Origin of the sequence: Mesorhizobium sp. J8, from assembly GCF_016591715.1 — a bacterium.
GTDB lineage: Bacteria > Pseudomonadota > Alphaproteobacteria > Rhizobiales > Rhizobiaceae > Mesorhizobium.
This window is the reverse complement of the sequence record NZ_AP024109.1, coordinates 4,785,167-4,807,308: the sequence shown is the minus strand read 5'-3', so window position 1 is coordinate 4,807,308 and position 22,142 is coordinate 4,785,167. Positions and strand designations below refer to the sequence as shown.

Sequence of the window (22,142 nt, the reverse complement as noted above, 5' to 3'; positions counted from 1 at the left end):
GAAACCCATGTTCGCCTTGGCAGGTGATGCTGCCCGCCGGGGCATTCCTCTGGTCCTGATCTGGACTTCCTCGCCCAGGCGCCGAGTTGGCGGCCGGCCAAGCGGAGGTTCTCGCGACCGACCAGGCGTCGTCGCAACGACCTAAGCGCTGAAGTCTCCAGAGCATTTCACCGTTTCACGGAAACGGTGAAATGCTCTATCTCCTTGTTTTTACGCAATTCCGGGCGGAAAACCGCTCACACTTTTCCTGGAATTGCTCTACCGTAGCTCACCGACCTCTGTCATCCGGCCGGCAAAGCATAGGCGATGACTTCGTCGCCAACCTTGGTTTCCATGAAGTGGTGGCCGCCGGGCGCGATGACGACATATTGTCTGCCGTCGACCTCATAGGTCATCGGCGTCGTCTGGCCGCCGGCGGGAAGATCGGCCTGCCACACCTCCTTGCCGGTCTTGATGTCCAGTGCGCGCAGCTTGTTGTCGGTTGTTGCGGCGATGAAGATCAGTCCGCCGGCCGTCACCAGCGGACCGCCATTGTTCGGCGTTCCGATGGTCAGCGGCAGCATCGAAGGAATGCCGAAGGGGCCGTTATTCTCGGCGCTGCCGAGCGGCTCGTCCCACAGCGTCCTGCCGGTCTTGAGATCGATTGCGCGGATATGGCCGTAGGGCGGCTTCGAGCACAGCAGGCCCGTGGGCAGGCGCCAGCCGGCATTGACTGCGATGGCGTAGGGCGACCCGGCCTGCGGGTCGCCGATATCCTTCACCTTCTTCGGGCTGCCGCCCTTGTCTATGGGCCTGAAGCCCATCTCGTCCGCCTTCTTGCGCGGAATGAGCTGGTTGTAGTTCGGCATGTCGTTGTAGTTGGCGATCAGCACGCCGCTGTCGGTGTCGACGGCGATGCTGCCCCAGTCCGTGCCGCCATTGTAGCCGGGATATTCGATGAACGGCCGATCGACCGTCGGCGGTGTGTACTCGCCCTGATAGGAAGCGCGATGGAACTGGATGCGGCAATAGAGCTGATCCAGCGGGCTCATGCCCCACATGTCCTTTTCGGCCAGCACCGGCTGGTCGAGATGCGCGTAGCCCGAATAGGGCTGCGTCCTGGAGAGCTTGTCCGGCTCGACGCCGCCGGAAGGAGCCTTGCGTTCCTCGACCGGAAAGAGCGGCTTGCCGGTCTTGCGGTCGAGCACGTAGATCTGGCCTTGCTTGCTGGGCACGATAATTGCCGGGATCTTGCCGGTCACGGTCGGGAAGTCGACCAGCGTCGGCTGCGAGCCGAGGTCGTAGTCCCAGAGATCGTGATGCACCGTCTGGAAATGCCAGACCGGCTTGCCCGTCGTGACATCGATGGCGACGATCGAGGAGTTGAATTGGTTCTCGAAATCCTTGCGATCGACGCCGTAATAATCGACTGCGGCATTGCCGAGCGGCAGGTAGACATAGCCGAGTTGCGGATCGGCGGCGGCGACGGTCCACATGTTAGGCGTGCCGCGCGTGTAGGTGTCGCCTTGAGGCGGCGCGCCGGTGCGGTCGGGATGGCCCATGTCCCATGCCCAGGCAAGCTTGCCGGTGGTGGCGTCATAGCCGCGCACGACGCCCGAAGGCGCGTCCTCGGCCTGACCGTCCTTGACCTGCGCGCCGACGACGGCGATGCCGCGCAGGATGGTCGGCGGCGCCGTGACAGAATACCAGCCGGGCACGGTCTCGCCGATGCCTTGGTTCAGATCGACGCTGCCTTGCTGACCGAAATCCGAGCAAGGTTTCCCTGTCTTGGCGTCGATGGCGATCAGCCTTGCATCCAGCGTTCCGAAGATGATCCTTGTGGCGCAGGCTTGGCCGGCATTTGCGCCTGGAGCGGCGAAGAAGGCGACGCCTCGGCAGCTCGCGCCATAGGGTATCGCGTTATCCGGCACCTTCGGGTCGAAGCGCCATTCTTCCTTGCCGCTGCGGGCATCGGCGGAAATGACGATGTCCTTGGCCGAACAGGCGAAGAGATGGCCGCCGATTTCCAGCGGCGTGTTCTCGGGCGAGTAGAGGTCCTTGGTCGCGCCGTTCGGCATGTCGCCGGTGTGGAACGACCATGCTCGGGTGAGCTTGGAAACGTTGGCCGCCGTGATCTGGTTCAGCGGCAAATAGCGTGTCGCCAGTTCCGAGCCGCCATAGACCGGCCAGTCATTGCCGGCCTGATGGATCGCGGCATCCTGCGGCGCCGGCGCGCCGTTCGGCGAGGGCTGCGCGGCAGGCACCGGCGGTTGCGCCGGTTGTGCCTGCGCCAAGGCGTTGACGTGCAACAAGCCGAACGCGCCCAAGGCAATGACCGGCAGCAGCAAGCCGGTCACATAAGCTGCGTTTCGGTTCCCGCCTCCCATCCGGTCGCGGAAGGCGGGGATCGTGAGCAGCACGAAGATCAGGATGATCGTAGGAGCAAGGGTACGCGGCATCAGGGCCCAGCCGTCGAAACCCACCTCCCAATAGGCCCAGGCAAGCGTTGCGAGCCATGTCAGGACGTAAAGCCAGACACCGGCCATGTTTCCTGCGAGCAGCAGAATGCCCGCGAGCAGCAAGGCGATGCCGGCGGGCAGATAATACCACGAGCCGCCGAGCGCTATCAGCCAGGCCCCGCCGCCGCCGATCAGCAGGCCGAGGACGATCAGCAGAATGCCGATCAGCGCCCTCCACCAGAAAGCGATGCCGCGATGGCGTACAAGGCGATGAGGGGTATTTGCAGTGGCGTCCGTCATGGCGTTTTCCAACGTGAAACAGATCGTGATATCCGGCGAACGCATGCGGGGGGCTGTGGTTGCGGACTAAAATTGCGACGTGTTCCCGGTTGCGGTCACCATTCCGTGATCCTGTTGCGGCTCGGAACCTTCGTGGCGAAGGCACCGTCGGGTGTCGTCAACTCGGACTGCCCCTGTTGCCACCACGACGTGGAGACGTCATCTTCGGCGGGTCCGCCGGCCGTGCGCCATTCGCTGCAGATGCCCTGACAGGCGTCTGCCCAGATCGGGGACACCTGATCGGCCCGTGCCTGTCCTTCGCATGTGCCGGCCTCAGGCCTCGGCCGGGCCTGGCGCCGCCGTGAGGATGCCGCCGAGAAAGCGGGCACCAGGCGCACGCAGGTGCCGGCGACCCAGGTGGATTTGGCTTGTGGCGGATGCGCAGGATGCCGCTGAGAACGAAAAGCCACGCGAGGGCATGGGACTCACCCGGCGACAAGGTGAGGTCGGTCCGGCGACCGGAAAGGGTTCAGCAGCCGGCCCGGTGGTCGTCGAGCATTCCGGGAAGTCAAGGCGTGCAGGGACAGCGCCCATGTGAAGGAATGAGCGGAGCCCGGCACATGGAACATAACTTGCACTTCCAAGTTCGGTAGCGCGCTCCGCGGGCGATGCCTGTATCCCGGCGGAGGATTTGGGACCGGAATTACCCTGGGCTTCGGCAAAACACGGCGACCGGCGATGAACGGAACAGCCTCGAGCGGACACTCCTGGAAACGGACCGGCGCGTTAGATCGTGATGGCATTTCGTTGAATCGCCCTCACGATCCAACTCGTTGTTGGAGCATGATCTTTCTCCGAAAACCGGTTCCCGCTTTTCGGGATCATGCTCCAGCGTGCCGCTCGTCCAATCGGCGCCGATCGAAGGCATGGCTGGTTTTGCCTGCAAGTGTCCTGGCCAGTTTCCTTTGCACACCGGCATCGGCGCACCAGGCGCCGGCTGGCTGGCAGTACGACCCATCCTGCTGCGCCGGCATGGATTGCTACCAGGCGCCGCCCTCGGATGTGAAGGAGACGAAATACGGCTACCAGCTTTCGACCGGAGAACTGATCCCGTACACCGATCACCGCATCAAGCGATCCCGCGACGAATATTTCCATGAATGCAAGCCTGGCGGCGACGCCAGATCCCAGCATTCCTTCTGCCTCTATGTTCCGGACCGAGGAATGTGAGCCGGAACGGCTCAATTGGAGAGGTTCAAAGCGGCAGGAATGAAATTTCGGGCTGTTGAAATCCGTCGAGGATAGCCTTTGGTCAGCGCGGCCCGGGCATAGGTCGACGGTTCGGTCTGCCACGGCGTCAGGCCTCGCGCATCGCCGCCAGGATTTCCCGATCCTTTATGCCGCGGCGGGCAAGGTGAACATCGACCATTCGACGGCGCTCGCGGGAAAGATCGAGCACATCGGAATTCTCTCCTATTCTCCCGCCTCCATCATCGTCTGCCGGCTTGGTTTCCGAACCATCAGGACCCGGTTGGTTCCCCCGGTTGGTTCCCTTGCTGGCGGCCGCAACAAACCGCCCAGAATACGCTCAATCGCCGAAAGCCTCTCAATGCACGCGTCAGCGCTCGATAGGAAAACGCGACAGGAGCCGGCCAATTTGGACGGGACCGAGTCCGTATCCGCCGGCCCCGTCCAAGAGCGGGATTCGGCAGCGGCGAGGGAACGCCAGGCGGCCCTTCGGGTTGAGGACAATTGGGTGGCGCGGGGCGGTGTGCCGGTTCCGGGGCAGAAATGTCGGGGTCATCGCAATCCTCTCAGGCATCAATCGCCGTGACTCCAGTGTGTTCCGCGAGGGCATGAGCCGGTAAAGCGTCGAAGGAGCGAGGCCATGAACAGCAGGTTACCGCAGTTCGCAATGATGGATCGATACTGGCGGGCGGCGAACTACGTGTCGGTCGGTCAGATCTACCTGATGGACAACCCGCTGCTTAGGGAGCCTCTGCGCGCCGAGCACGTGAAACCGAGATTGCTCGGACATTGGGGAACTACCCCTGGCCTGAACTTCATCTACGTGCATTTGAACCGGCTGATCAGAGAGCGTGACCTTGACATGCTCTTCATCTGCGGGCCGGGTCATGGCGGCCCGGCCATGGTTGCCAATACATGGCTGGAAGGGACCTACAGCGAGATCTATCCCGATGTCGGTCGCGACGCTGAAGGCATGAAGAAACTGTTCAAACAGTTCTCTTTCCCGGGCGGCGTGCCAAGTCATGCCGCGCCGGAGACGCCCGGCTCGATCCATGAGGGGGGCGAACTCGGCTATGCTCTGGTCCACGCCTTCGGCGCGGCGTTCGACAACCCGGATCTCGTGGTCGCCTGCGTCGTAGGGGACGGCGAAGCCGAGACCGGGCCTCTGGCGGCCGGCTGGCACTCCAGCAAATTTCTGAATCCCCGGACCGACGGTCCTGCCGATCCTGCATCTCAACGGCTACAAGATCGCAAATCCGACATTGATGGGCCGAATGAATGACGATGATCTGCGAAGTCTTTTCATCGGATACGGATATGAGCCGTTTTTCGTCGAGGGCAGCGATCCGGAGCCCATGCATGCGCTCATGGCTGCAACGCTTGACGAGGTCATGGAGCGCATCCGCGATATCCAGGCAATTGCCCGGACAACGACCGGAATCACCGGGCTGCCGCGCTGGCCGATGATCGTGCTTCGGAGTCCGAAAGGTTGGACCGGGCCGAAGGAAGTCGATGGCAAAAAGGTGGAAGGTTTCTGGCGCGCGCACCAGGTTCCGGTCTCGAATGCCCGCGGTGACGATGCGCATCGAAAGATCCTCGAGCAATGGATGGGCAGCTACGGGCCGGACGAACTGTTCGACCCGCAAGGCCACCTTCTGCCGGAGATCGCCGCGCTTGCGCCTGAAGGAACCAAACGCATGGGCGCATCGCCCCATGCCAATGGCGGTTTGCTCAAGAAGGATCTTGCACTACCCGATTGGAAGAGCTTCGCCGTCGATGTGCCGGCGCCTGGCGGGCGGACGGCGGAAGGCACACGGATCCTGGGCGCCTACCTGCGCGACGTCGTCAGGTTGAACGCCGCCTCGCGCAATTTTCGATTGATGGGTCCAGATGAGACGTCATCGAACCGCCTCGACGCTGTTTTCGAGGCCACGGATCGCGTCTGGATGGAAGGCATCGAACCGTATGACGTCGATCTCGCCCCCGAAGGGCGGGTGATGGAAGTGCTTTCCGAGCATCTGTGCCAAGGCTGGCTAGAAGGCTATCTGCTGACAGGCAGGCACGGCCTGTTCTCCTGCTACGAAGCCTTCATCCATATCGTCGATTCCATGGTCAATCAGCATGCCAAATGGCTGAAGACTTCAGCGGAGCTTTCCTGGCGCGAACCGATCGCATCGCTCAACTATTTGCTGACTTCGCATGTCTGGCGCCAGGATCACAATGGTTTCAGCCACCAGGATCCGGGCTTTTCGGATTTCGTGGCGAACAAGAAGGCTGATACGGTGCGGCTGTATTTTCCACCTGATGCGAATACGTTGCTATGGGTCGCTGACCATTGCCTGCGCACATGGAACCGCATCAATGTCATCACCGCCGGTAAGCAACTGGCGCCTCAATGGCTGACGGCTCAAGAGGCGGAAGGCCACTGCAAGGCCGGCGCGGGCATATGGGAATGGGCCTCGACCTGTCCTGCCGATGAGGAACCCGACCTTGTGATGGCTTGCGCCGGCGACGTGCCCACCATGGAGACGCTTGCCGCCGTCGATCTCCTTGCCGCAGCTTCGCCCGGGCTGCGGATCAGAGTCGTCAACGTGGTGGATCTGATGACGCTGCAGGCCCGCAGCGAACATCCGCATGGATTCACCGACGGAACGTTCGATGCGCTGTTCACAAAGGATAGGCCGGTAATCTTCGCCTATCATGGCTACCCCTATCTCATTCACAGGCTGACTTACCGACGCGCCAACCACGACAATATCCACGTCCATGGTTTTCGCGAGGAAGGCACGACGACCACGCCTTTCGACATGGCGGTGATGAACCAGATCGACCGGTTCCATCTTACTTTGGCGGCGTTGCGCTGGCTTCCGCAGCTGTCCCAGCGCTCCGCTCGGTTCTCGGCCTCCCTTAAGAGGAAGCTCGAAGAACATAAGGCCTATGTTTACGAGCATGGTGAGGATCTGCCCGAGATCCGCAACTGGACGTGGCGGCGCGAGGCGGCGGCCGGGGCCGACGTCCGATGAACAGGACAGTCCTGGCGCTGAATGCTGGTTCATCCAGCCTCAAGTTTGGGGTCTACGACGTCGGCCGCGCAGGCGAGCCGCATATGGCAGCGCGTGGATCAGTGGGGATAGGTCTCTCGGCACACATCAAGGCAGAAGCGGAGAAGGGAAAGCCCCTGGTCGATCGAGCCTTGCCGGACAGCAGCCTGGAAGATGTCCTCGAGGCATTGCTGACTTGGATCGAGACGGAATTCGGCGGGCGCCGCGTCACGGCCTGCGGCCATCGTATCGTCCACGGCGGAACGTCGTTTTTCGATCCTGTCGTGTTAACGCCTGAGCAGATAGACGCCATCGATGCGCTCTCACCGCTCTCGCCGCTGCATCAGCCTCGTAGCGTTGGCCCGATCCGCGCCATCGTAAAAATGAGGCCGCGGCTTCGACAGATCGGGTGTTTCGATACTGCCTTCCACCGTACAATCAGGCCGCCGGCGAACCGCTTCGCCCTGCCGAGAGCCTATGAGCGGAAAGGCATTCGCCGCTATGGGTTCCATGGCCTCTCCTATGAATCCATCGCAAGCCGGCTTCAGGCAGTGGGAAAATCGGACAGACGCACGATCGTCGCCCATCTCGGCAATGGAGCCAGCCTGTGCGCCTTGCGAAACGGCGTCAGCGTCGATACGACCATGGGCTTTTCTGTGCTGGACGGGCTGGTCATGGGGACGCGTTGCGGAGCACTTGATCCGGGCGTGCTGCTCTACCTGTTGCAACACGAAGGCATGGCGCCGCGCGAACTTCAGCACCTCCTTTACGAGAAATCTGGCCTGCTCGGCATTTCGGAAATGTCCGCAGACATGCGCGAACTGGAGGCGAGCGCGGATCCGAAGGCCCGCGAAGCCTTTGAGCTTTTCGTCTTCCGTGCGACACGAGAGATCGCCGCGCTTGCCAACACATTGGGCGGCCTCGACTGCCTCGTCTTTACGGCGGGAATTGGCGAACATTCCGACGCTGTCCGAGAGGCTATCTGCCGCAGGCTGGGCTGGCTGGGCGTCGCGATCGACGATGATGCAAATCTGCGCCACGCGCCGACGATCAGCGTACCCGCCAGCACTGTCGAAATCAACATAATGCCGACCGACGAAGAGAGCGTCATTGCACGACACGTGCTTAAGGCAATCGGTGAAATCTAGCCGCATATGTCCCCAGGCGGGGCGCCATCAACATCGTCCCCGGCATATTCGGCGTGATCATTCGCAATCCAAATCCGAGAGGGCCATCATTTCCTTCCGGCGTCCGCCTATGCACCCACGCTGCCCGGCCAAAGCGTCTGAATGTCGCTGGGCAGGGCGTCGCGCACCTTGGCCGATTGGCCGAGATCGACATGATGGACAAGTGTCTTGAAAACCGCGCGCGCGGCATCGCCGGGATCGACCGGCCGCGCGGCCTTCAATCCATCCGCAACTGGGTCCAGAAACTCGTCGATGGACCGGTCGCGGCTTGGCTGATTGGACGGATTGTACTGATCGTAATAGGCTCCGCGAATCAGGAGCGGCAACTCGGCGGCGAGATTGGCTCCCAGGTCCGGCGGCAGCCTGTCGCGCAAGGTCCGCAGCACGACGCCGAGGGTATGCCATGCCAACTGCCGATCGGGCCCAAGATCATCCATGATCTCCTTCAGCCAGATATTGGTGGTCTGTATCGTCTTGTCGAAAACGTCGAGGCCATTAGCGCTCATCATCGCCTCCAGATGGGAAATGCCCACACGCCCATCGAAGGCAGAACACGCTACCGGAGTTATTGTTTCGTCCGTTTGGGAATTGTTTTGATCGGCTTTCCGGAAGCGTCCTCGTCAACGAGGCGCCAAGGTCCGCTTCCGGTCCAAATCGGTCATCCATCGAGTTGGAATGCGCGCTCGAACGTCATGCGTTTGTGAACCGATCAAGCACGTTGCGGGTGATCTGCTCGGTGAAGCGGTCGCCGCGCTTGAGGCCCATGACCCACTCGCATGTCGCGGCAGTCAGCACCTCGCCCTTGCCGCGCGTCATGTGAACCATCATGCCGGCACCGTATTTGTAGCGGGCAAGTCCTTCCGGCGTCACCTCGCCGGTGACGCATTTCACCAGTCCTTCGTGGTCGCTGCCGCGGACGTAGTAGCGGAAGCCTTCGCCGTCCGGCTCGTCCTCGGCAAGCACCGCCGGCGCCATGGCGAGGATCTCGATTGTTTCCGGCTGACCGTCGACCGGGACAGGGTAGGGGAGGCCATGCCGGAACGTGTAGTCGAGGCCGTCGACCTCGTAGGCAAAGATGCGCTCCTTGTCGCCGAAGATGTCGGCATAGTGCAACCCGGTGCGGGCAAACGCCCAATGCTCGGGCCTGTAGACGGTGAAGCCTTTCTGGCCGTGCGGCGCGAAGCCGCCCCAGGATGCATAGAGCCCATGCAGTCCATTGACGCCGACCGTCGAGGCGCCCGGCCATGCGACGTCTTTGTCTTCCCAGGCGGTCGACAGCAGATGCGCCTTGTCGGTGCCGGCGACAGGATCGTTGTTGATGGCGTTGAACTTGTGGCAGATCTGGCGCTTGCCGTCGTCCTCCAGGCGGATCTGCCAGAGGAAGTTGGCGCCGAAGCGCGCTAGCCTGCCGCCGCGTTCGACATAGGCTTCGATCGCCAGCCGCATCTCGTGGGTCCAGTATTCGTCATGGCCAATAATGGTCACGCACGGATAGGCATCGAGCAGCTCCGGCCTGTAGTGCAGGTCGGTCTGCGTGATCATGTCGAGCTCGTAACCTTCCTTCTCCGCCCACAGCACGAAGTGGCGGTCGAACTGCGCCCAGCCGGCGGCGGCGTAATATTGGCCGAAACCATTGGCGTAGGCCCATTCCTTCATAGGGTAGCGCGGCGCGTCGCCGAACTCCGGCAGCGGATCGGCGCAGATGCGCGGCGCTCCAGGCGGCAGCCAGACGATGCCGCGGGTCCATGGGCGCTCGAGCGAAAGCACGGGCGAGGGCTGGTCGTTGCCCCGACCGGCAACGCCGAAATAGTGGTTGGCGCCGCCGAAATCATTATAGGCGGTCCAGGTGCCGGTCGGCAGGATCATCAGGATCTTCGCGCGGCGCGTCGCCGCTGTCGGCCGCACAACGAAGAAATGATGCTGGACGAACTTGCCGCCATTGGCGCGGGCGCAGGTCGAGACGACACGGTAGAAGCCCGAGCGCAGATCGGCCGGCAGGCGCCAGCGGTGGCTGACGGGCCACCCGCAGCCGGCGCTGTAGGCATCCGCAGGCGTCGGCGCGAAGACGCCGGCGATGCCCTCGACCTTGTGCACGGTCTCCGGCCGATAGCCGTCGCGGTAGATTTCCAGCGTCCATTGTGGCGCGGTTGTCGAGGAGTGAAAGACGACCTCGTCGCCCGGATCGTAGGACATCGTGTCAGTGTAGGTATAGACCTCGGGCAGAGCAGGGTCGCCGCGCGGCGCTTCGTACCAGGGATTGGAGTGCCAATGCTCGTCGGCGGACATGGCCCAGGCCTTGCGAGGGCGGATGTTGACGGGGCCGAGTTCGGGCGGAACGAAATCGTCTTCACGGGACATGGGCTTACTCGTTCGATGATGGTCTGAGAGGCGTTGGTCAAAGAGCGTAGGAGACGAGCTGGCCGGGCAGGCCGAGCGTCACCCAGAGCCGGCCGTGATGGACGCAGCAATTGGTCGGGTCGCTGCCTTGGCCGCAATCGATCATTTCGACGAGCCGGCCTGTGGCGTCGATGATTGCGACCCGGTCGCCGGTGCTGCCGGTGACGTAGAGCAGGCCGTCATGGAAGACCATGCCGTCGGGATTGAAGCGGCCGTCGAAACGAACCCATTCGGTCATCGCGCCGACGCTGCCGCCGTTCCAGTCGAAGCGCAGCAGACGATGCTCCATGGTGATGCCGACGATCAGCGAGCCGTCGGGATGGAACACCAGCCCGTTGGGGAAGCCGGTCATCTTGGCCAGCGCACAGACCTTCCCGTCCCGTCCCGCCGCAAGCAACTGCCCGCCATGGTAGGCCGGGCCGTCGGCGCCGAGCACCTCCCAGTTCTGCGGATCGGTGAAGACGATCTCGCCCTGGGGTGTGAAGATCAAGTCGTTCGGCCGCGAAGGCTTTGCGCCGGGCAACTGGTCGGCAAAATTCTCCCAGCGGCCATCGAGCCGCAGGCGCTGGATGCAGCCGGGGATCATCGGCTCGGCGAAATGCAGCTTCTCCAACGATTCCGGCGCGAGGCCGCCATTGTTGCAGATGTAGAGCGCGCCGTCGGGGCCGAGCCGCATGCCGTTCGGCGCGCCGGGCAGCGTTGCCAACTCGCGCACGGCGCCGTCCTTGAAGGTGCGGACCTTGGCGTGCAGCAGGTCGACGAAGGCGATCGAACCGTCCGGAAGCGCCACCGGTCCCTCCGGAAAGCCCAGGCCCGTCACATGGATTTCCTTCGACCGTTTCATTGCTCCCTCCCTTCGGTGTGCTTCTAACCTGCCACAGCCAGCCCACGCCGCGCGCGTCCGACCTCGGCGCCGGTGCGCGCCGTCTCGTCGGGCGCGAGGTGGCAGGCCACCATCTGGCCGGTGCCGGGCATGGCGCGCAGCGGCGGCACTTTTTCCCGGCAGATGTCGCGGGCCAAATGGCAGCGCGGATGAAACCTGCAGCCGGGTGGCACGTCGGCTGGATTGGGCGGATCGCCGGTGAGCATGATACGCTTCCAGCCGACCTGGCGACGCGCGGCAAGCGTCGGCGCGGCCGACAAGAGCGCCTGCGTGTAAGGATGCAGCGGTTGTCGCATGATCTCGTCGGCCGTGCCCTGTTCGATGATGGTGCCGAGATACATAACCGCGATGCGGTCGGCGACATGGCCGATCACGTCGAGGTCATGCGAGATGATCAGGTAGGAGATGCCGCGCTTGCGCTGGATCTGCAGCATCAGGTTGACGATCTGCGCCTGGATCGACGGATCGAGCGCGGAGGTCGGCTCGTCGGCAACGATGATTTCCGGTTCGAGCGCCAGCGCCCTTGCGATGGCGATGCGCTGCAGCTGGCCGCCGGAAAATTGGCCGGGCAGCTTTTGGATGTCGATGTTCTCCAATCCGACGAAGGAGAGAAGCTCGCGAATGCGCGTCTCGAGCCCGGCGCCAAGCTTGACGCCATGCGTATCGAACGGCTCACGCATCACTTCGGCAATGGTCATGCGCGCGTTGAGTGAGGCGAGCGGATCCTGGAACACGGCCTGCAGGCGACGGCGGATCGGCAGCATGCGACGGCCGGCGAAGCCGGTCACGTCGACGCCGTCGAAGCGCACGCGCCCGTCCGTCACGTCGACCAGCTTGAGCGCCAGTCGGGCAAGAGTGGACTTACCGCATCCACTCTCGCCCACCAGCCCCAACGTTTCTCCCTTGCCCACGGTGAGCGAAACACCGGCCACCGCCTGCACGGCGCGGCCGCCGCGGCGCTGCGAGAAGGTCTTCGAGACAGTATTGAGCTCGAGAAGCGCCATGGTCAGCTCCTCGCGACATGGAGAGGCATCGCCGCCTCGATCGGATGATGGCAGGCAAGCTCCGCTGCGCCGAATTTGCGCCGCGTCGGCTCGATGGCCCTGCAGTCGTCCTGTGCGCGAGGGCAGCGCGGATGGAAGCGGCATCCCGACGGGAAGGCGCCTAGCCCGGGGGCGCCGCCGACGATGGCGTTGAGCTCCTGCTTGGCGGGCGTCTGCGAGATCATGGCGCTGGTCATCAGCGCCGCCGTGTAGGGATGCGAGGGCTGCAGCATGATGGCGTCGGCTGGCCCGACCTCGGCGATGCGGCCGGCATAGAGCACGAGGATCCGGTCGGCTACCTCCGCGACCACGCCCATGTCGTGGGTGATCAGGATGATCGTCAGCGAAAGCTCGCGCTTCAGTTCGGCAAGCAGCTCCAGCATCTGCGCCTTGATGGTGACGTCGAGCGCCGTCGTCGGCTCGTCGGCGATCAGCAGGCTCGGGCCGGCGGCCAGCGCCATCGCGATCATGGCGCGCTGCCGCATGCCGCCGCTGATCTCGTGCGGATAGGCGGAGGCGACGCGGCGCGGGTCGGGAATGCGCACGCGCTCCAGCATTTCCACGGCGCGCCTTCTTGCCTCGGCGCGGCCGGCAAGGCCGTGCGCGGTCAGCGTCTCGGCGATCTGGTCGCCGACCGGCCAGACCGGGTTCAGCGAGCTCAGCGGGTCCTGGTAGATCAGGCCGATCTCCGGGCCGCGCAGCTTGCGCAATTCGGCATCGGGCCGCTTCAGCATCTCGCGGTCCTTGAAACGGATCGAGCCGGAGACGAAGGCGGTGGGCGGCTGGAGGCCCGCGATCGACATCCCGGTCAGCGACTTGCCCGAGCCGGACTCGCCGATGATGACGAAGGTCTCGCCCTCGGCGACATCGAAGGAAATGCCGTCTACCGCGACAAGGCTCTGGCCCGCGCGCTGGAAGCCGATTGCGAAGTCGCGGACCGACAGGATCATGCGGCCCGCCTCGACGCGAGTGCGTCGCCGATCAGCGAGAAGGCGGTGGCGGTCAGCATGATCATGGTGCCGGGAAAGACCAGATACCACCAGGCGGAGCCGAAATAGGGGCGCGAGTCGCGGATCAGCAGGCCCCATTCCGGCGTCGGCGAATTGGCGCCGAGGCCGAGGAAGGAAAGGGCGGTGACGGCGACCAGCGCGTAGCCGATGTCGGTGGTGACGCGCACATTCACCTCCTGGACAACGAAGGGGATGATGTGGCGGCGCAGGATGGTCATCTCGGAGACGCCGAGCGCGCGGGCGGCCTCGACATGCGGCCGCTCGCGCAGGCGCAGCACCTCGCCGCGCACCAGCCGCGCATAGCCAGGCCACCAGATGATGGCGAGCGAAAGCGCCACGCTGTCGAGGCCGCGGCCGATCGAGGCTGCGACGGCCAGCGCCAGCACCAGCGCGGGGAAACCGAAGAACAGGTCGACGATGCGCATCATCAGATTGTCGATGCCCTGGCGCGCCATGCCGGAGACCGCGCCATAGACCACGCCGAACAAAGCCGAGGCAAAGACGATGGCGGTCGCCACGCCTAGCGAATATCGGGTGCCGTAGACGATGCGCGAAAAGACATCGCGGCCGCCCTCGTCCGTGCCGAAGATATGCGTGAGACTCGGTGGTTTCAGCCGGTCGGCCATGGCAAGCGCGATCGGATCGTGCGGCGCGATCAGGCCGGGCAGAAGGGTGAAGGCGGCAAGGATCACCAGCACCAGCAGCGCCAGCGGCAAGAGCACGCCCTTCGGTCTTGCGGTGGTCCGGCGCGCGGGCTGGGTGGAAATACTCATGAGCCGACACTCTGCACGCGCGGATCGATCACCGGATAGAGAAGGTCCATCACCAGGTTGATGATCACGAAGCCGGCCGTCGACACGATTGCCAGCGCGATGACCGGCGAATAGTCGAAAACCTGGAAGGACTGGTAGGCATAGAGGCCGATGCCGGGCCAGTCGAAGATGACCTCGACCAGGATCACCCAGCTGATCATGTAGCCGAACTGCATGGTGGTCGCCGTCAGGATCGGCGAAAGCGCATTGCGCAAGATGTGCTTGAACAGGATGCGGTTGGGCGACAGGCCCTTGCCGCGGGCGGTACGCACATAGAGCCGGCTTTGCTCCTGGATGAGGGCGGCGCGCGACAGCCGCGTGCCGACCGCGAGCAGATTGACGACGATGGTCGCGGCAGGAAGCGTCAGATGCTTCAGACTGGCGAGAAAGGCCGTGAGACTGCCGGCCAGCAGGGAGTCGACCAGCAGGAAGCCGCTGACCACAGGCGGCGCCGTCTCGCGGATGGGGAAGCGCGCGCCGAGCGGCAGCCAGTGCAATTTGTAGAAGAAGAAGAACTGCAGCGTCATGCCGAGCCAGAACACGGGGATGCCGGTGCCGATCATGGTGATGAGGCGGATCGCGCCGTCCACCGCGCCGCCGGGGCGGCGGGCGGCAAGCACCGCCAGCGAGAAGCTGACCACCAGATAGAGAACGAAGCTGACGACCAGGAGCTCAAGCGTTGCTGGCAGATACTGCTTGAGGTCGGTGCTGACGCTGCGGCGCGTGCGGATGGACTCGCCGAGGTCGCCCTTGGCGAGGCCGATCATATAGGAGGCGAACTGTTCCGGCAGCGGCCGGTCGAGACCGTGCTCGACGCGGATGCGCTGCACGGTCTCCTCGGAGGCGTTCTGGCCTGCCAGGAAGGCCGCGGGGTCGGCCGGAACGACGCGGCTGAGGAAGAAGGTTATGACCGCGACGGCGATGAGGACGACAAGGCCCCAGACCAGACGCTTCAACAGGAAGGCGATCACAACCGTGCCGTCCGCATGCTCACCCCGCTGTCACTTGCTGTACATTTCCCAGAAGCGGGCGTTGATGTACTCGGCCGGGTCGATGCGGTAGCCGCCGATCCGATCAGGCTCGGGCACAACGGTCTTCGGCCGCGCGGTCCAGATGATGTAGTGGGAGTCCACCACGATATCGGCCGCCTGCTTGAGCAGCTTGCCGCGCTCGGCGGCGTCCGAAATCGTCGGCAGCTTGGCCACGAGGTCCTGCAGCGTCTGGTCGAAGAATTTGCCGGAATTGTAGAAGCCGCCCTTGAGATAGTGCGCGGAGAAGAACTTGGTCGCGTCGGATGGGCTCAGATTGGCGTTGCCGAGCACGAAGCAGTTGCTCTTGTCGGATTTGATGGCGGTGATCGCCTCGACGAAGGGCTGCTCCTCGATCTCGACGGTGACGCCAAGCTGCTGGGCCGAGGATTGAAGCACGGTCGCGGCGAAGCGGAATTCCGGGAAACCGGCGGGCACCGAGCATTTCATCTTGGCGTTGGCGAGCCCCGATTTGGCAAGTGCTGCCTTGGCACCGTCGAGGTCGGTCTTGATCTCGGCCTCTTCCTTTTCCGGGCTGCCGGGGAACCAGGACGGGACCGGGCCGCGGCCGACTTCGGCCTTGCCCTGGAAGGACTGCACCATAGCGTTGTAGTCGAACGCCTTGACCAGCGCCTCGCGGAAATCCTTGTTGTTGGTCGGCGCCAGATCCATGTTGAGATAGATCGCCGGCCAGGCCCACAGATTATTGCCTTCGACGAGATGGAAGCCGCTGCTGGTGCCGATACGCAGCGCCTCGTCAAGCGGCACGAAATTGGCGAGATCGAACTCGCCGCCTTCAAGGCCACGGGCGCGGTTGGCGCCGTCGGTGACGAAACGGTCGAGCACGCGGTCGAAGGGCTTTTCCGGGAACTTGCCCCACCATTTGTCGTTGCGCTTCAGCTCGATCTGCGTGCCGCGCGTCCAGGACACGAATTCGTAGGGGCCGGTCCCGTTGGCGTTCTCGTTGAACCAGGCCTGGCCGAGGTCGTCCTTGTGCTTGGCGATGTCCTCGTCGGACAGCATCTCGATGCGGCTGAGGTTCGAGGCGAGGAAGACGGTCGGCGCCTTGGTCTCGATCTTGACGGTCTTGGGATCGACCACGGTGACGCTGGCGATGTCGTCGACCAGATAGGACTGGCCCTGGCCGATCTTCAGCAGCCGGTCGAGCGTCGCCTTGACGTCGTTGGCGTCGAAGGCGGTGCCGTCGTGGAAGGTGACGCCGTCGCGCAGCTTGAAGGTCCAGACCTTGCCGTCCTGCGTCCATTCCGTCGCCAGCGCCGGCAGCAATTTGGACGGATCGGAGAGGTCGAAGTCGACGAGGCGATCGTAGATGTTGCGGGTGACCGTGAACTCCCAGTTCACATTGGCCTTGGCCGGATCGATGGTGCTCGGCTCGCCGGCATCGGCATAGACGAAGGTGGACGCGTCGTCGGCGAAGGCCGAGTGGGAGACGCCGCCCATCAAAAGGCCGAGCGCCAGTCCCAGAATCCCATTGCGAAGCTTCATTGTTCTCCCCTTATTTTTGAACTCTGGAAATAGAATATATCATATATGATCAAGGTCGCAAGCTTGCATAATGAGGTTTCCGCGCCGCGTGGCGAGCGGTGAAAACAGGGCGGACGAAAGCGTTGGAGCGCGGCGAAAAGGCTGTGTACCCGCGGCCCGTCCGGAGATTTCATCGGGCGGAGCGGGGCCTTGATGTCGGGTTTTCTGAAAGGTGCCGGCTAGAGCGGTTCACCGTTTCACGGAAACGGCGAACCGCTCTAGCTCTTTGTTTTTATGCAGACGGAAAACCGCTCACACTTTTCCTGGAATTGCTCTAGCGCCGCGACCGCCGTGGCGGCTCGTCTTCGGCGTCTTCCTTGCTCTCGATGGCGGCGAGGTGCTCGACGAATTTGCGGCCGCCTTCGATCAGGTCCTGCTCGAAGGCGTGCCGCAGCGCCGCCTCGTCCTTGGCGCGCAGGGCGGCGATCACGTTGACGTGCTGGTGCTGGCCTTCATAGGTCGGGTGGCCATGCGGGTAGAGCAGGCTGAGCAGCGGGCCGGCCTGGATCCACAATCTCTCGATCATCTCGATCAGATGCGGCATTTCCGATTTGCGATGGACCGCGAAGTGGAAGTCGTAATTGTACTGCAGTGCGGCCGCGTAATCTTTGGTGCGCTCGGCCTCGATCAGCTTGTGGTGGATATCCTCGAGGGTCTTGAGGAACGGCTCGTCGATATGCGGCATTGCCTTTGCCGCGGCATAAGGCTCGAGCACCAGCCGTATGTCGCGCAGCTCCAAATATTCCTTGAGGCTGATCCGCCGCACGCGGATGTAGTAGCCCGGCTTCATTTCCAGCGCGCCGTCCTTGACGAGTTGGAAGATGGCCTCGCGCACCGGCGTTTCGCTGGTGCCGAGCTGCTGGGCGAGATCGCGGATCTTCAGCCGGTCGCCGGGATGGAGGCGCGCCGACATCAGCTCCTGGCGAAGACGCAGGTAGATCTGCGAAGACAGGCTCGTCGCCTGGATCTCAGGCAGGTTCTGCATTCGTCAGCGGACTCGCTTCTCGCATCTGGCCAATGGTTCTCAAGATCATACGCCGCCGGACCTGTCCATATCGCGCGCCCGCAGCCATTCGAAAATCCAGTTCATAAGAACGGTGCCTCCGTGCTTGCTAGCCCGGCAACAAACCCGTTCCGTAGTTGCCGTATCGTTTTCCGACCCGCTCCATTTCCGCTTCGGGAAGCAGGGCTGGCTCGCCGACCTGCAACGCCATCAGATACTGACGCGCCAGCGTCTCCAGTTTCACCGTGGTCTGGAAGGCGGCTTCCAGTGTCTTGCCGATGGCGATCATGCCGTGATTGGCGAGCAGGCAGGCGGTGCGATCCTTGAGCGCCTCGACCGCCGATGCGCCGAGGTCGACCGTGCCGAAGGTGGCGTAGCGGGCGCAGCGCACATCGGTGCCGCCGAAGGCCGCGACCATGTAATGGAAAGACGGCAGCGGCTTGCGCAGGCAGGCGAGCGCCACGCAGGCATCGGCATGGGTATGGATCACCGCGTTGGCCGCTGGGTAGGCATTGAGGATCGCGGCGTGCATGTGCCATTCGCTGGATGGGATGCATTCACCCGTCACGACGCCGGCGGCATCGACATGGACGAGCCGGTCCGGCGTGAGATTGGCGCTGTTTGCTCCGGTCGGGGTGATCAGCATGCCGCCAGATAGGCGGCGGCTCACATTGCCGCTGTTGCCGTGATTGAAGCCCTTGTCCTGCAGACGGCGGACCGTTTCGACAATGGCGTTGGGAAGATTGCCTTCGTCGATCATCAGTGCTCCGGATGCCGCATGGATTCCAGCGTCGGCAGGAACATGTCCACCGGGCCCAGCTTTCCCGATTTGAGGCTGAGCGCAACGATCTCGCCTTCTTCCGTCGTCGCGCGCGCGATGCCTGGACCCTGGTAGGCGCCGATCCTCAGGCGATCTATTCCAAGCTGCTCGACGACCGTGCCGGACGTCTCGCCGCCGGCGACGAGGAAGCGCCGGACGCCGCGCTTGCGCAGTTGCACGGAGAGCCGGCCAAGAATGGCCTCGGCGAAGCTTGCCGCGCCTTCGCGCCCATGTCTTGCCTGTGCGGCGCCGACCTGCTCGGGGCCGGCGGAGGTGGCGATCGCGATCGGGCCGCCTTCAAGATGTGTGCCCGCCCAGTCGAGCGCCTTCCCGACCGCCGCATCGACGCTTGCGACCGAAGCGATGTCGATGCGGTGCACAGGCCTTGTCCGTTCGAACGCGGCGAGCTGCTCCAACGTCCGTTCGGCGCAACTGCCTGCCAGCACGACACCGGGGCTTTCGACCGCCGGCAGAGGGCGCTTCGGCGGCGCGTCGTTCAGCCAGCCGCGCTTGCGCCAGAGCGCCGGGTAGTGGCGGACGACCGGCGCGTTGCCGGTCATCAGCGGCCAGTCGACGGTCAGCGCGGCGACCGCGGCAAGATCTTCCGCATAGATAGCGTCCATGATGACGTGCCGGACACCTTGCGCGACCAGGTGGTCGAGATAGGCTTGACGGCTGGCGGGCTCCGCCCGCACGACATTGTGCGGCAACAGGCCGACAGGGAGCTTCGACTGCCGCTGCAGCACGCGCACCAGGTTGGGATCGGTCATCGGGGTGAGCGGATCGTGCCGTTTCGGCGATTCCGAAACGAGCTGCGCGCCGACGAAGAGATGGCCCTGGAAGACGCTGCGCGCGAGATCTCCGGAGCTCGGACAAAAGCCGGTATGGGAAGCCCGCGTCAGGGCCAGCAGACTGTCGGCCACCGGACCGATATTGCCGTCGTCGGTCGAATCGAAGGTGGCGCAATATTTGAAGAACAGCCGCCTCGCGCCGATGTCGAGCAGCCGCTGCGCCGCTTCTTCCGATTTCCGCACGGCCTCGGCGGCGGAAACGACGCGGGTCTTCTGCGCGACGACGACAGCTGGCGAATCGGCGAAATGCCGGACCAGGGCGGCCCTGGTCACGAAGCCGCAATCGACGCCGAGCGCCACCAGCATCGCTGCCGTTTCCATGCCGCCGGTGAGGTCGTCGGCAACGACGCCGATGATAGGCTGCATTTTCTCCGCGTCCCAAACTATTGTGTGGGGATGATACATGATATATCGAATGCTGCAAACAAGTCTTGGCGAGTCGGGCGGAACGACGCCGGACGGGGGCATCCTTGCATGGACCAGCATTCGAAGAGCATCGACGGCGCCTTGCGTGTCCGGGCAAAGCGCGTCATTCCGGGCGGCATGTGGGGGCATCAGAATGCACCGCGCCTGCCGGTCGGCTATCCGCAATATTTCTCGCGTGCCCAAGGGTGCCGCACCTGGGACGTGGACGGGCGCGAGTACATTGATTTCCTCTGCGGCTGGGGGCCGATGATCCTGGGCCATGGCGACGCCGACGTCGAGGCGGCGGCCGACAGGCAGCGCGCGCTTGGCGATGCGATGAACGGGCCGAGCGAACGGCTTGTCGAATTGGCGGAACTGATGGTCGAGACCGTCCCGCATGCCGACTGGGCGATGTTCTCGAAGAACGGCACGGACGCCACGACGGCCTGCCTGACGATCGCCCGCGCGGGCACCGGGCGCCGCAAGATCCTGGTCGCGCGCGGCGCCTATCACGGCGCCATTCCGTGGTGCTCGCCATCAGTTGCGGGCGTTACCCAGGAAGACCGCGCGCATCTGGTCTATTACGATTACAACAACGTCGAGAGCCTCGATGTGGCGGCCGAGCAGTGCAGGGGTGATCTCGCTGCGATCCTCGTCTCGGCCTTCAAGCACGACCTTGGCAAGCCGCATGAATTGCCGACCGCAGCGTTCGCGCGAAAGGCGCGGGCGCTCGCCGACGCCGCCGATGCAGCGCTGATCGTCGATGACGTGCGCGCCGGCTTCCGCCTCGATATGGGCGGCAGTTGGGAACCGGTCGGCGTGCGGCCCGACATGGCCGCCTGGAGCAAGGCGATCGCCAACGGCCATGCGCTGGCCGCCGTCACCGGCAACGATCGTTTCCGCGAGGGAGCGACGCGCATCTTCACGACAGGCTCTTTCTGGACCGCCGGCGTGTCGATGGCGGCGGCCATCGCCACGATCCGGAAGCTCAGCGCGGTCGACGCGGTGGCGCATATGCGGGCCATGGGCCAGCGCTTCCGCGACGGCCTCGATGCGCAGGCGCGAAAACACGGCGTGCCCTTGCGGCAAAGCGGGCCGGTGCAGATGCCGGTGCTTTTGTTTGAGAACGATGTGGATCGGAGGCTCGGCGACACGTTCTGCCTGGAAGCGCTCGCCCGCGGTGTCTACCTGCATCCGGCGCACACGCTGTTCCTGTCGGCTGCCCACCGGGAGGCCGATATCGACGAGGCGCTGTCGGTTACGAACGAGGCTTTGGCAGCGGTCGCGCGGCTGCAAGCCTGACGGGTGCGTTTCACCGTTTCAATGAAACGGCGAAACACCCCATCTCTTTGTTTTACGCAATTCCGGACGGAAAACCGCTCACACTTTTCCTGGAATTGCTCTAGGGTCAGGGCGCCACGAAGCCTTCGTGTTCCTGCAGGAAGCGCAGGAAATCCTCGCCGCCCAGGATGAGGTCCCGCTCCATCGCGGCGCGGGCCTTTTCCGAATTCTTCTCGCGCAAGCCCTCGATCACCGTCATGTGCTCGGCGGCGCCGACATATTTATGCTCGCCTTCCTTGAAGAAGACGGTCAGCATCGGCCCCATCGAAACCCACAGGCTCTCGATATGGGCGACAAGCATTTCCATGCCGGAAAGCCGGTAGACGGTGAAATGGAAGTCGCGGTTGTAGCGGAATGAGAGTTCCGGATCGCCGGCTCGGTCCGCTTTCTCGAACACTTTCTGGATGGCGGTCAGCGTATCGATGTCATCCTTCGTCGCGTTCTGCGCCGCGAGCCCGGCGGCGAGGCCTTCCAGCGCGAGCCTTATGGTGCGCACCTCCATGTAGCGCGCCAGAGTCAGCGCCGGCACGGTGACGAAGCGACCCGAGCGCAGCTCCAGGCCGCGCTCGCTGACCAGCCGCAGGCAAGCTTCGCGGGCAGGGGTGACGCTGGTGCCGAGCTGGTCGGCAAGATCCTGCATCACAAGGCGCTGGCCCGGCCGGAACTGCCCCGCGATCAACCCTTCCCGAAGGGCGACATAAGCGCGCGCGGACAGATTGCCTTGCTCAAGCGGCTGAATGTTCATGGCAAAGGTCTCCTCGGCATTGTTGTCTGGCGTCTTCTGCCGGCGGTGATTCTACAAGATATAACC

Annotated in this window: 16 protein-coding genes and 1 pseudogene; 4 read left to right on the top strand and 13 right to left on the bottom strand. The window is 63.8% G+C overall.

Annotated features, from left to right (window positions below):
• Window positions 1–281 precede the first annotated feature (281 nt).
• Window positions 282–2,738: a membrane-bound PQQ-dependent dehydrogenase, glucose/quinate/shikimate family gene (locus tag MJ8_RS22970; protein ID WP_201410994.1), complete on the bottom strand. Its 2,457-nt coding sequence runs from the start codon at window positions 2,736–2,738 to the stop codon at window positions 282–284.
• Between the two features lie 915 nt (window positions 2,739–3,653).
• Here MJ8_RS22970 and MJ8_RS22965 point away from each other — a divergent pair.
• The 3 genes and pseudogenes from MJ8_RS22965 to MJ8_RS22950 all read left to right on the top strand — a co-directional run bounded on the left by MJ8_RS22965 (window position 3,654) and on the right by MJ8_RS22950 (window position 8,154).
• On the top strand, window positions 3,654–3,947 hold the full coding sequence (locus MJ8_RS22965) for a hypothetical protein (protein ID WP_201410993.1): 294 nt from the start codon (window positions 3,654–3,656) through the stop codon (window positions 3,945–3,947).
• Between the two features lie 658 nt (window positions 3,948–4,605).
• Window positions 4,606–6,988 (top strand): annotated as a pseudogene (locus tag MJ8_RS22955) (phosphoketolase).
• Window positions 6,985–8,154, top strand: a complete 1,170-nt coding sequence (locus MJ8_RS22950) for an acetate/propionate family kinase (protein WP_201410992.1) — start codon at window positions 6,985–6,987, stop codon at window positions 8,152–8,154. Before MJ8_RS22955 ends, MJ8_RS22950 begins: the two are co-directional and overlap by 4 nt.
• Before the next feature lie 107 nt (window positions 8,155–8,261).
• Here MJ8_RS22950 and MJ8_RS22945 read toward each other — a convergent pair whose 3' ends face one another.
• From MJ8_RS22945 to otnK, 11 genes are all read right to left on the bottom strand, one after another.
• Window positions 8,262–8,699 (bottom strand): DUF2267 domain-containing protein, encoded by a 438-nt coding sequence (locus MJ8_RS22945; RefSeq protein ID WP_201410991.1) that lies wholly within the window; start codon window positions 8,697–8,699, stop codon window positions 8,262–8,264.
• Window positions 8,700–8,883: 184 nt separating this feature from the next.
• Entirely contained in the window at window positions 8,884–10,551 is a 1,668-nt protein-coding gene (locus tag MJ8_RS22940; RefSeq protein WP_201410990.1) for a N,N-dimethylformamidase beta subunit family domain-containing protein, read from the bottom strand.
• A gap of 37 nt (window positions 10,552–10,588) precedes the next feature.
• Window positions 10,589–11,434 (bottom strand): SMP-30/gluconolactonase/LRE family protein, encoded by an 846-nt coding sequence (locus tag MJ8_RS22935; RefSeq protein WP_201410989.1) that lies wholly within the window; start codon window positions 11,432–11,434, stop codon window positions 10,589–10,591.
• A 23-nt stretch (window positions 11,435–11,457) separates the two neighbouring features.
• Window positions 11,458–12,483, bottom strand: a complete 1,026-nt coding sequence (locus MJ8_RS22930) for an ABC transporter ATP-binding protein (protein ID WP_412177124.1) — start codon at window positions 12,481–12,483, stop codon at window positions 11,458–11,460.
• Window positions 12,480–13,463 carry an ABC transporter ATP-binding protein gene (locus tag MJ8_RS22925; protein WP_412177123.1) on the bottom strand — a complete coding sequence of 328 codons (984 nt, stop codon included), beginning with the start codon at window positions 13,461–13,463 and terminating at the stop codon, window positions 12,480–12,482. The genes MJ8_RS22930 and MJ8_RS22925 overlap by 4 nt, the downstream gene beginning before the upstream one ends.
• Window positions 13,463–14,227: an ABC transporter permease gene (locus MJ8_RS22920; RefSeq protein WP_412177122.1), complete on the bottom strand. Its 765-nt coding sequence runs from the start codon at window positions 14,225–14,227 to the stop codon at window positions 13,463–13,465. The genes MJ8_RS22925 and MJ8_RS22920 overlap by 1 nt, the downstream gene beginning before the upstream one ends.
• Before the next feature lie 68 nt (window positions 14,228–14,295).
• Window positions 14,296–15,309, bottom strand: coding sequence for an ABC transporter permease (locus MJ8_RS22915; RefSeq protein ID WP_201410986.1), 1,014 nt, complete (start codon window positions 15,307–15,309; stop codon window positions 14,296–14,298).
• Window positions 15,310–15,339: 30 nt separating this feature from the next.
• Window positions 15,340–16,827 carry an ABC transporter substrate-binding protein gene (locus MJ8_RS22910; RefSeq protein WP_225248323.1) on the bottom strand — a complete coding sequence of 496 codons (1,488 nt, stop codon included), beginning with the start codon at window positions 16,825–16,827 and terminating at the stop codon, window positions 15,340–15,342.
• Between the two features lie 358 nt (window positions 16,828–17,185).
• Window positions 17,186–17,896 (bottom strand): GntR family transcriptional regulator, encoded by a 711-nt coding sequence (locus MJ8_RS22905; RefSeq protein ID WP_201410984.1) that lies wholly within the window; start codon window positions 17,894–17,896, stop codon window positions 17,186–17,188.
• A gap of 127 nt (window positions 17,897–18,023) precedes the next feature.
• Window positions 18,024–18,674: a class II aldolase/adducin family protein gene (locus MJ8_RS22900; RefSeq protein ID WP_201410983.1), complete on the bottom strand. Its 651-nt coding sequence runs from the start codon at window positions 18,672–18,674 to the stop codon at window positions 18,024–18,026.
• Window positions 18,674–19,951 (bottom strand): 3-oxo-tetronate kinase, encoded by a 1,278-nt coding sequence (gene otnK / locus MJ8_RS22895; protein ID WP_201410982.1) that lies wholly within the window; start codon window positions 19,949–19,951, stop codon window positions 18,674–18,676. The genes MJ8_RS22900 and otnK overlap by 1 nt, the downstream gene beginning before the upstream one ends.
• A gap of 108 nt (window positions 19,952–20,059) precedes the next feature.
• Here otnK and MJ8_RS22890 point away from each other — a divergent pair, with 108 nt between their 5' ends.
• Window positions 20,060–21,292 (top strand): aminotransferase class III-fold pyridoxal phosphate-dependent enzyme, encoded by a 1,233-nt coding sequence (locus MJ8_RS22890; protein ID WP_201410981.1) that lies wholly within the window; start codon window positions 20,060–20,062, stop codon window positions 21,290–21,292.
• Between the two features lie 106 nt (window positions 21,293–21,398).
• Here MJ8_RS22890 and MJ8_RS22885 read toward each other — a convergent pair whose 3' ends face one another.
• On the bottom strand, window positions 21,399–22,076 hold the full coding sequence (locus tag MJ8_RS22885) for a GntR family transcriptional regulator (protein WP_201410980.1): 678 nt from the start codon (window positions 22,074–22,076) through the stop codon (window positions 21,399–21,401).
• Window positions 22,077–22,142 lie beyond the last annotated feature (66 nt).

Coding starts and splice junctions, on each gene's coding strand:
- MJ8_RS22950 (WP_201410992.1), top strand. CDS start 6,985: ATGAACAGGACAGTCCTGGCGCTGAATGCTGGTTCATCCAGCCTCAAG.
- otnK (WP_201410982.1), bottom strand. CDS start 19,951: ATGCAGCCTATCATCGGCGTCGTTGCCGACGACCTCACCGGCGGCATG.
- MJ8_RS22970 (WP_201410994.1), bottom strand. CDS start 2,738: ATGACGGACGCCACTGCAAATACCCCTCATCGCCTTGTACGCCATCGC.
- MJ8_RS22935 (WP_201410989.1), bottom strand. CDS start 11,434: ATGAAACGGTCGAAGGAAATCCATGTGACGGGCCTGGGCTTTCCGGAG.
- MJ8_RS22945 (WP_201410991.1), bottom strand. CDS start 8,699: ATGAGCGCTAATGGCCTCGACGTTTTCGACAAGACGATACAGACCACC.
- MJ8_RS22905 (WP_201410984.1), bottom strand. CDS start 17,896: ATGCAGAACCTGCCTGAGATCCAGGCGACGAGCCTGTCTTCGCAGATC.
- MJ8_RS22910 (WP_225248323.1), bottom strand. CDS start 16,827: ATGGGCGGCGTCTCCCACTCGGCCTTCGCCGACGACGCGTCCACCTTC.
- MJ8_RS22890 (WP_201410981.1), top strand. CDS start 20,060: ATGGACCAGCATTCGAAGAGCATCGACGGCGCCTTGCGTGTCCGGGCA.
- MJ8_RS22940 (WP_201410990.1), bottom strand. CDS start 10,551: ATGTCCCGTGAAGACGATTTCGTTCCGCCCGAACTCGGCCCCGTCAAC.
- MJ8_RS22900 (WP_201410983.1), bottom strand. CDS start 18,674: ATGATCGACGAAGGCAATCTTCCCAACGCCATTGTCGAAACGGTCCGC.
- MJ8_RS22885 (WP_201410980.1), bottom strand. CDS start 22,076: ATGAACATTCAGCCGCTTGAGCAAGGCAATCTGTCCGCGCGCGCTTAT.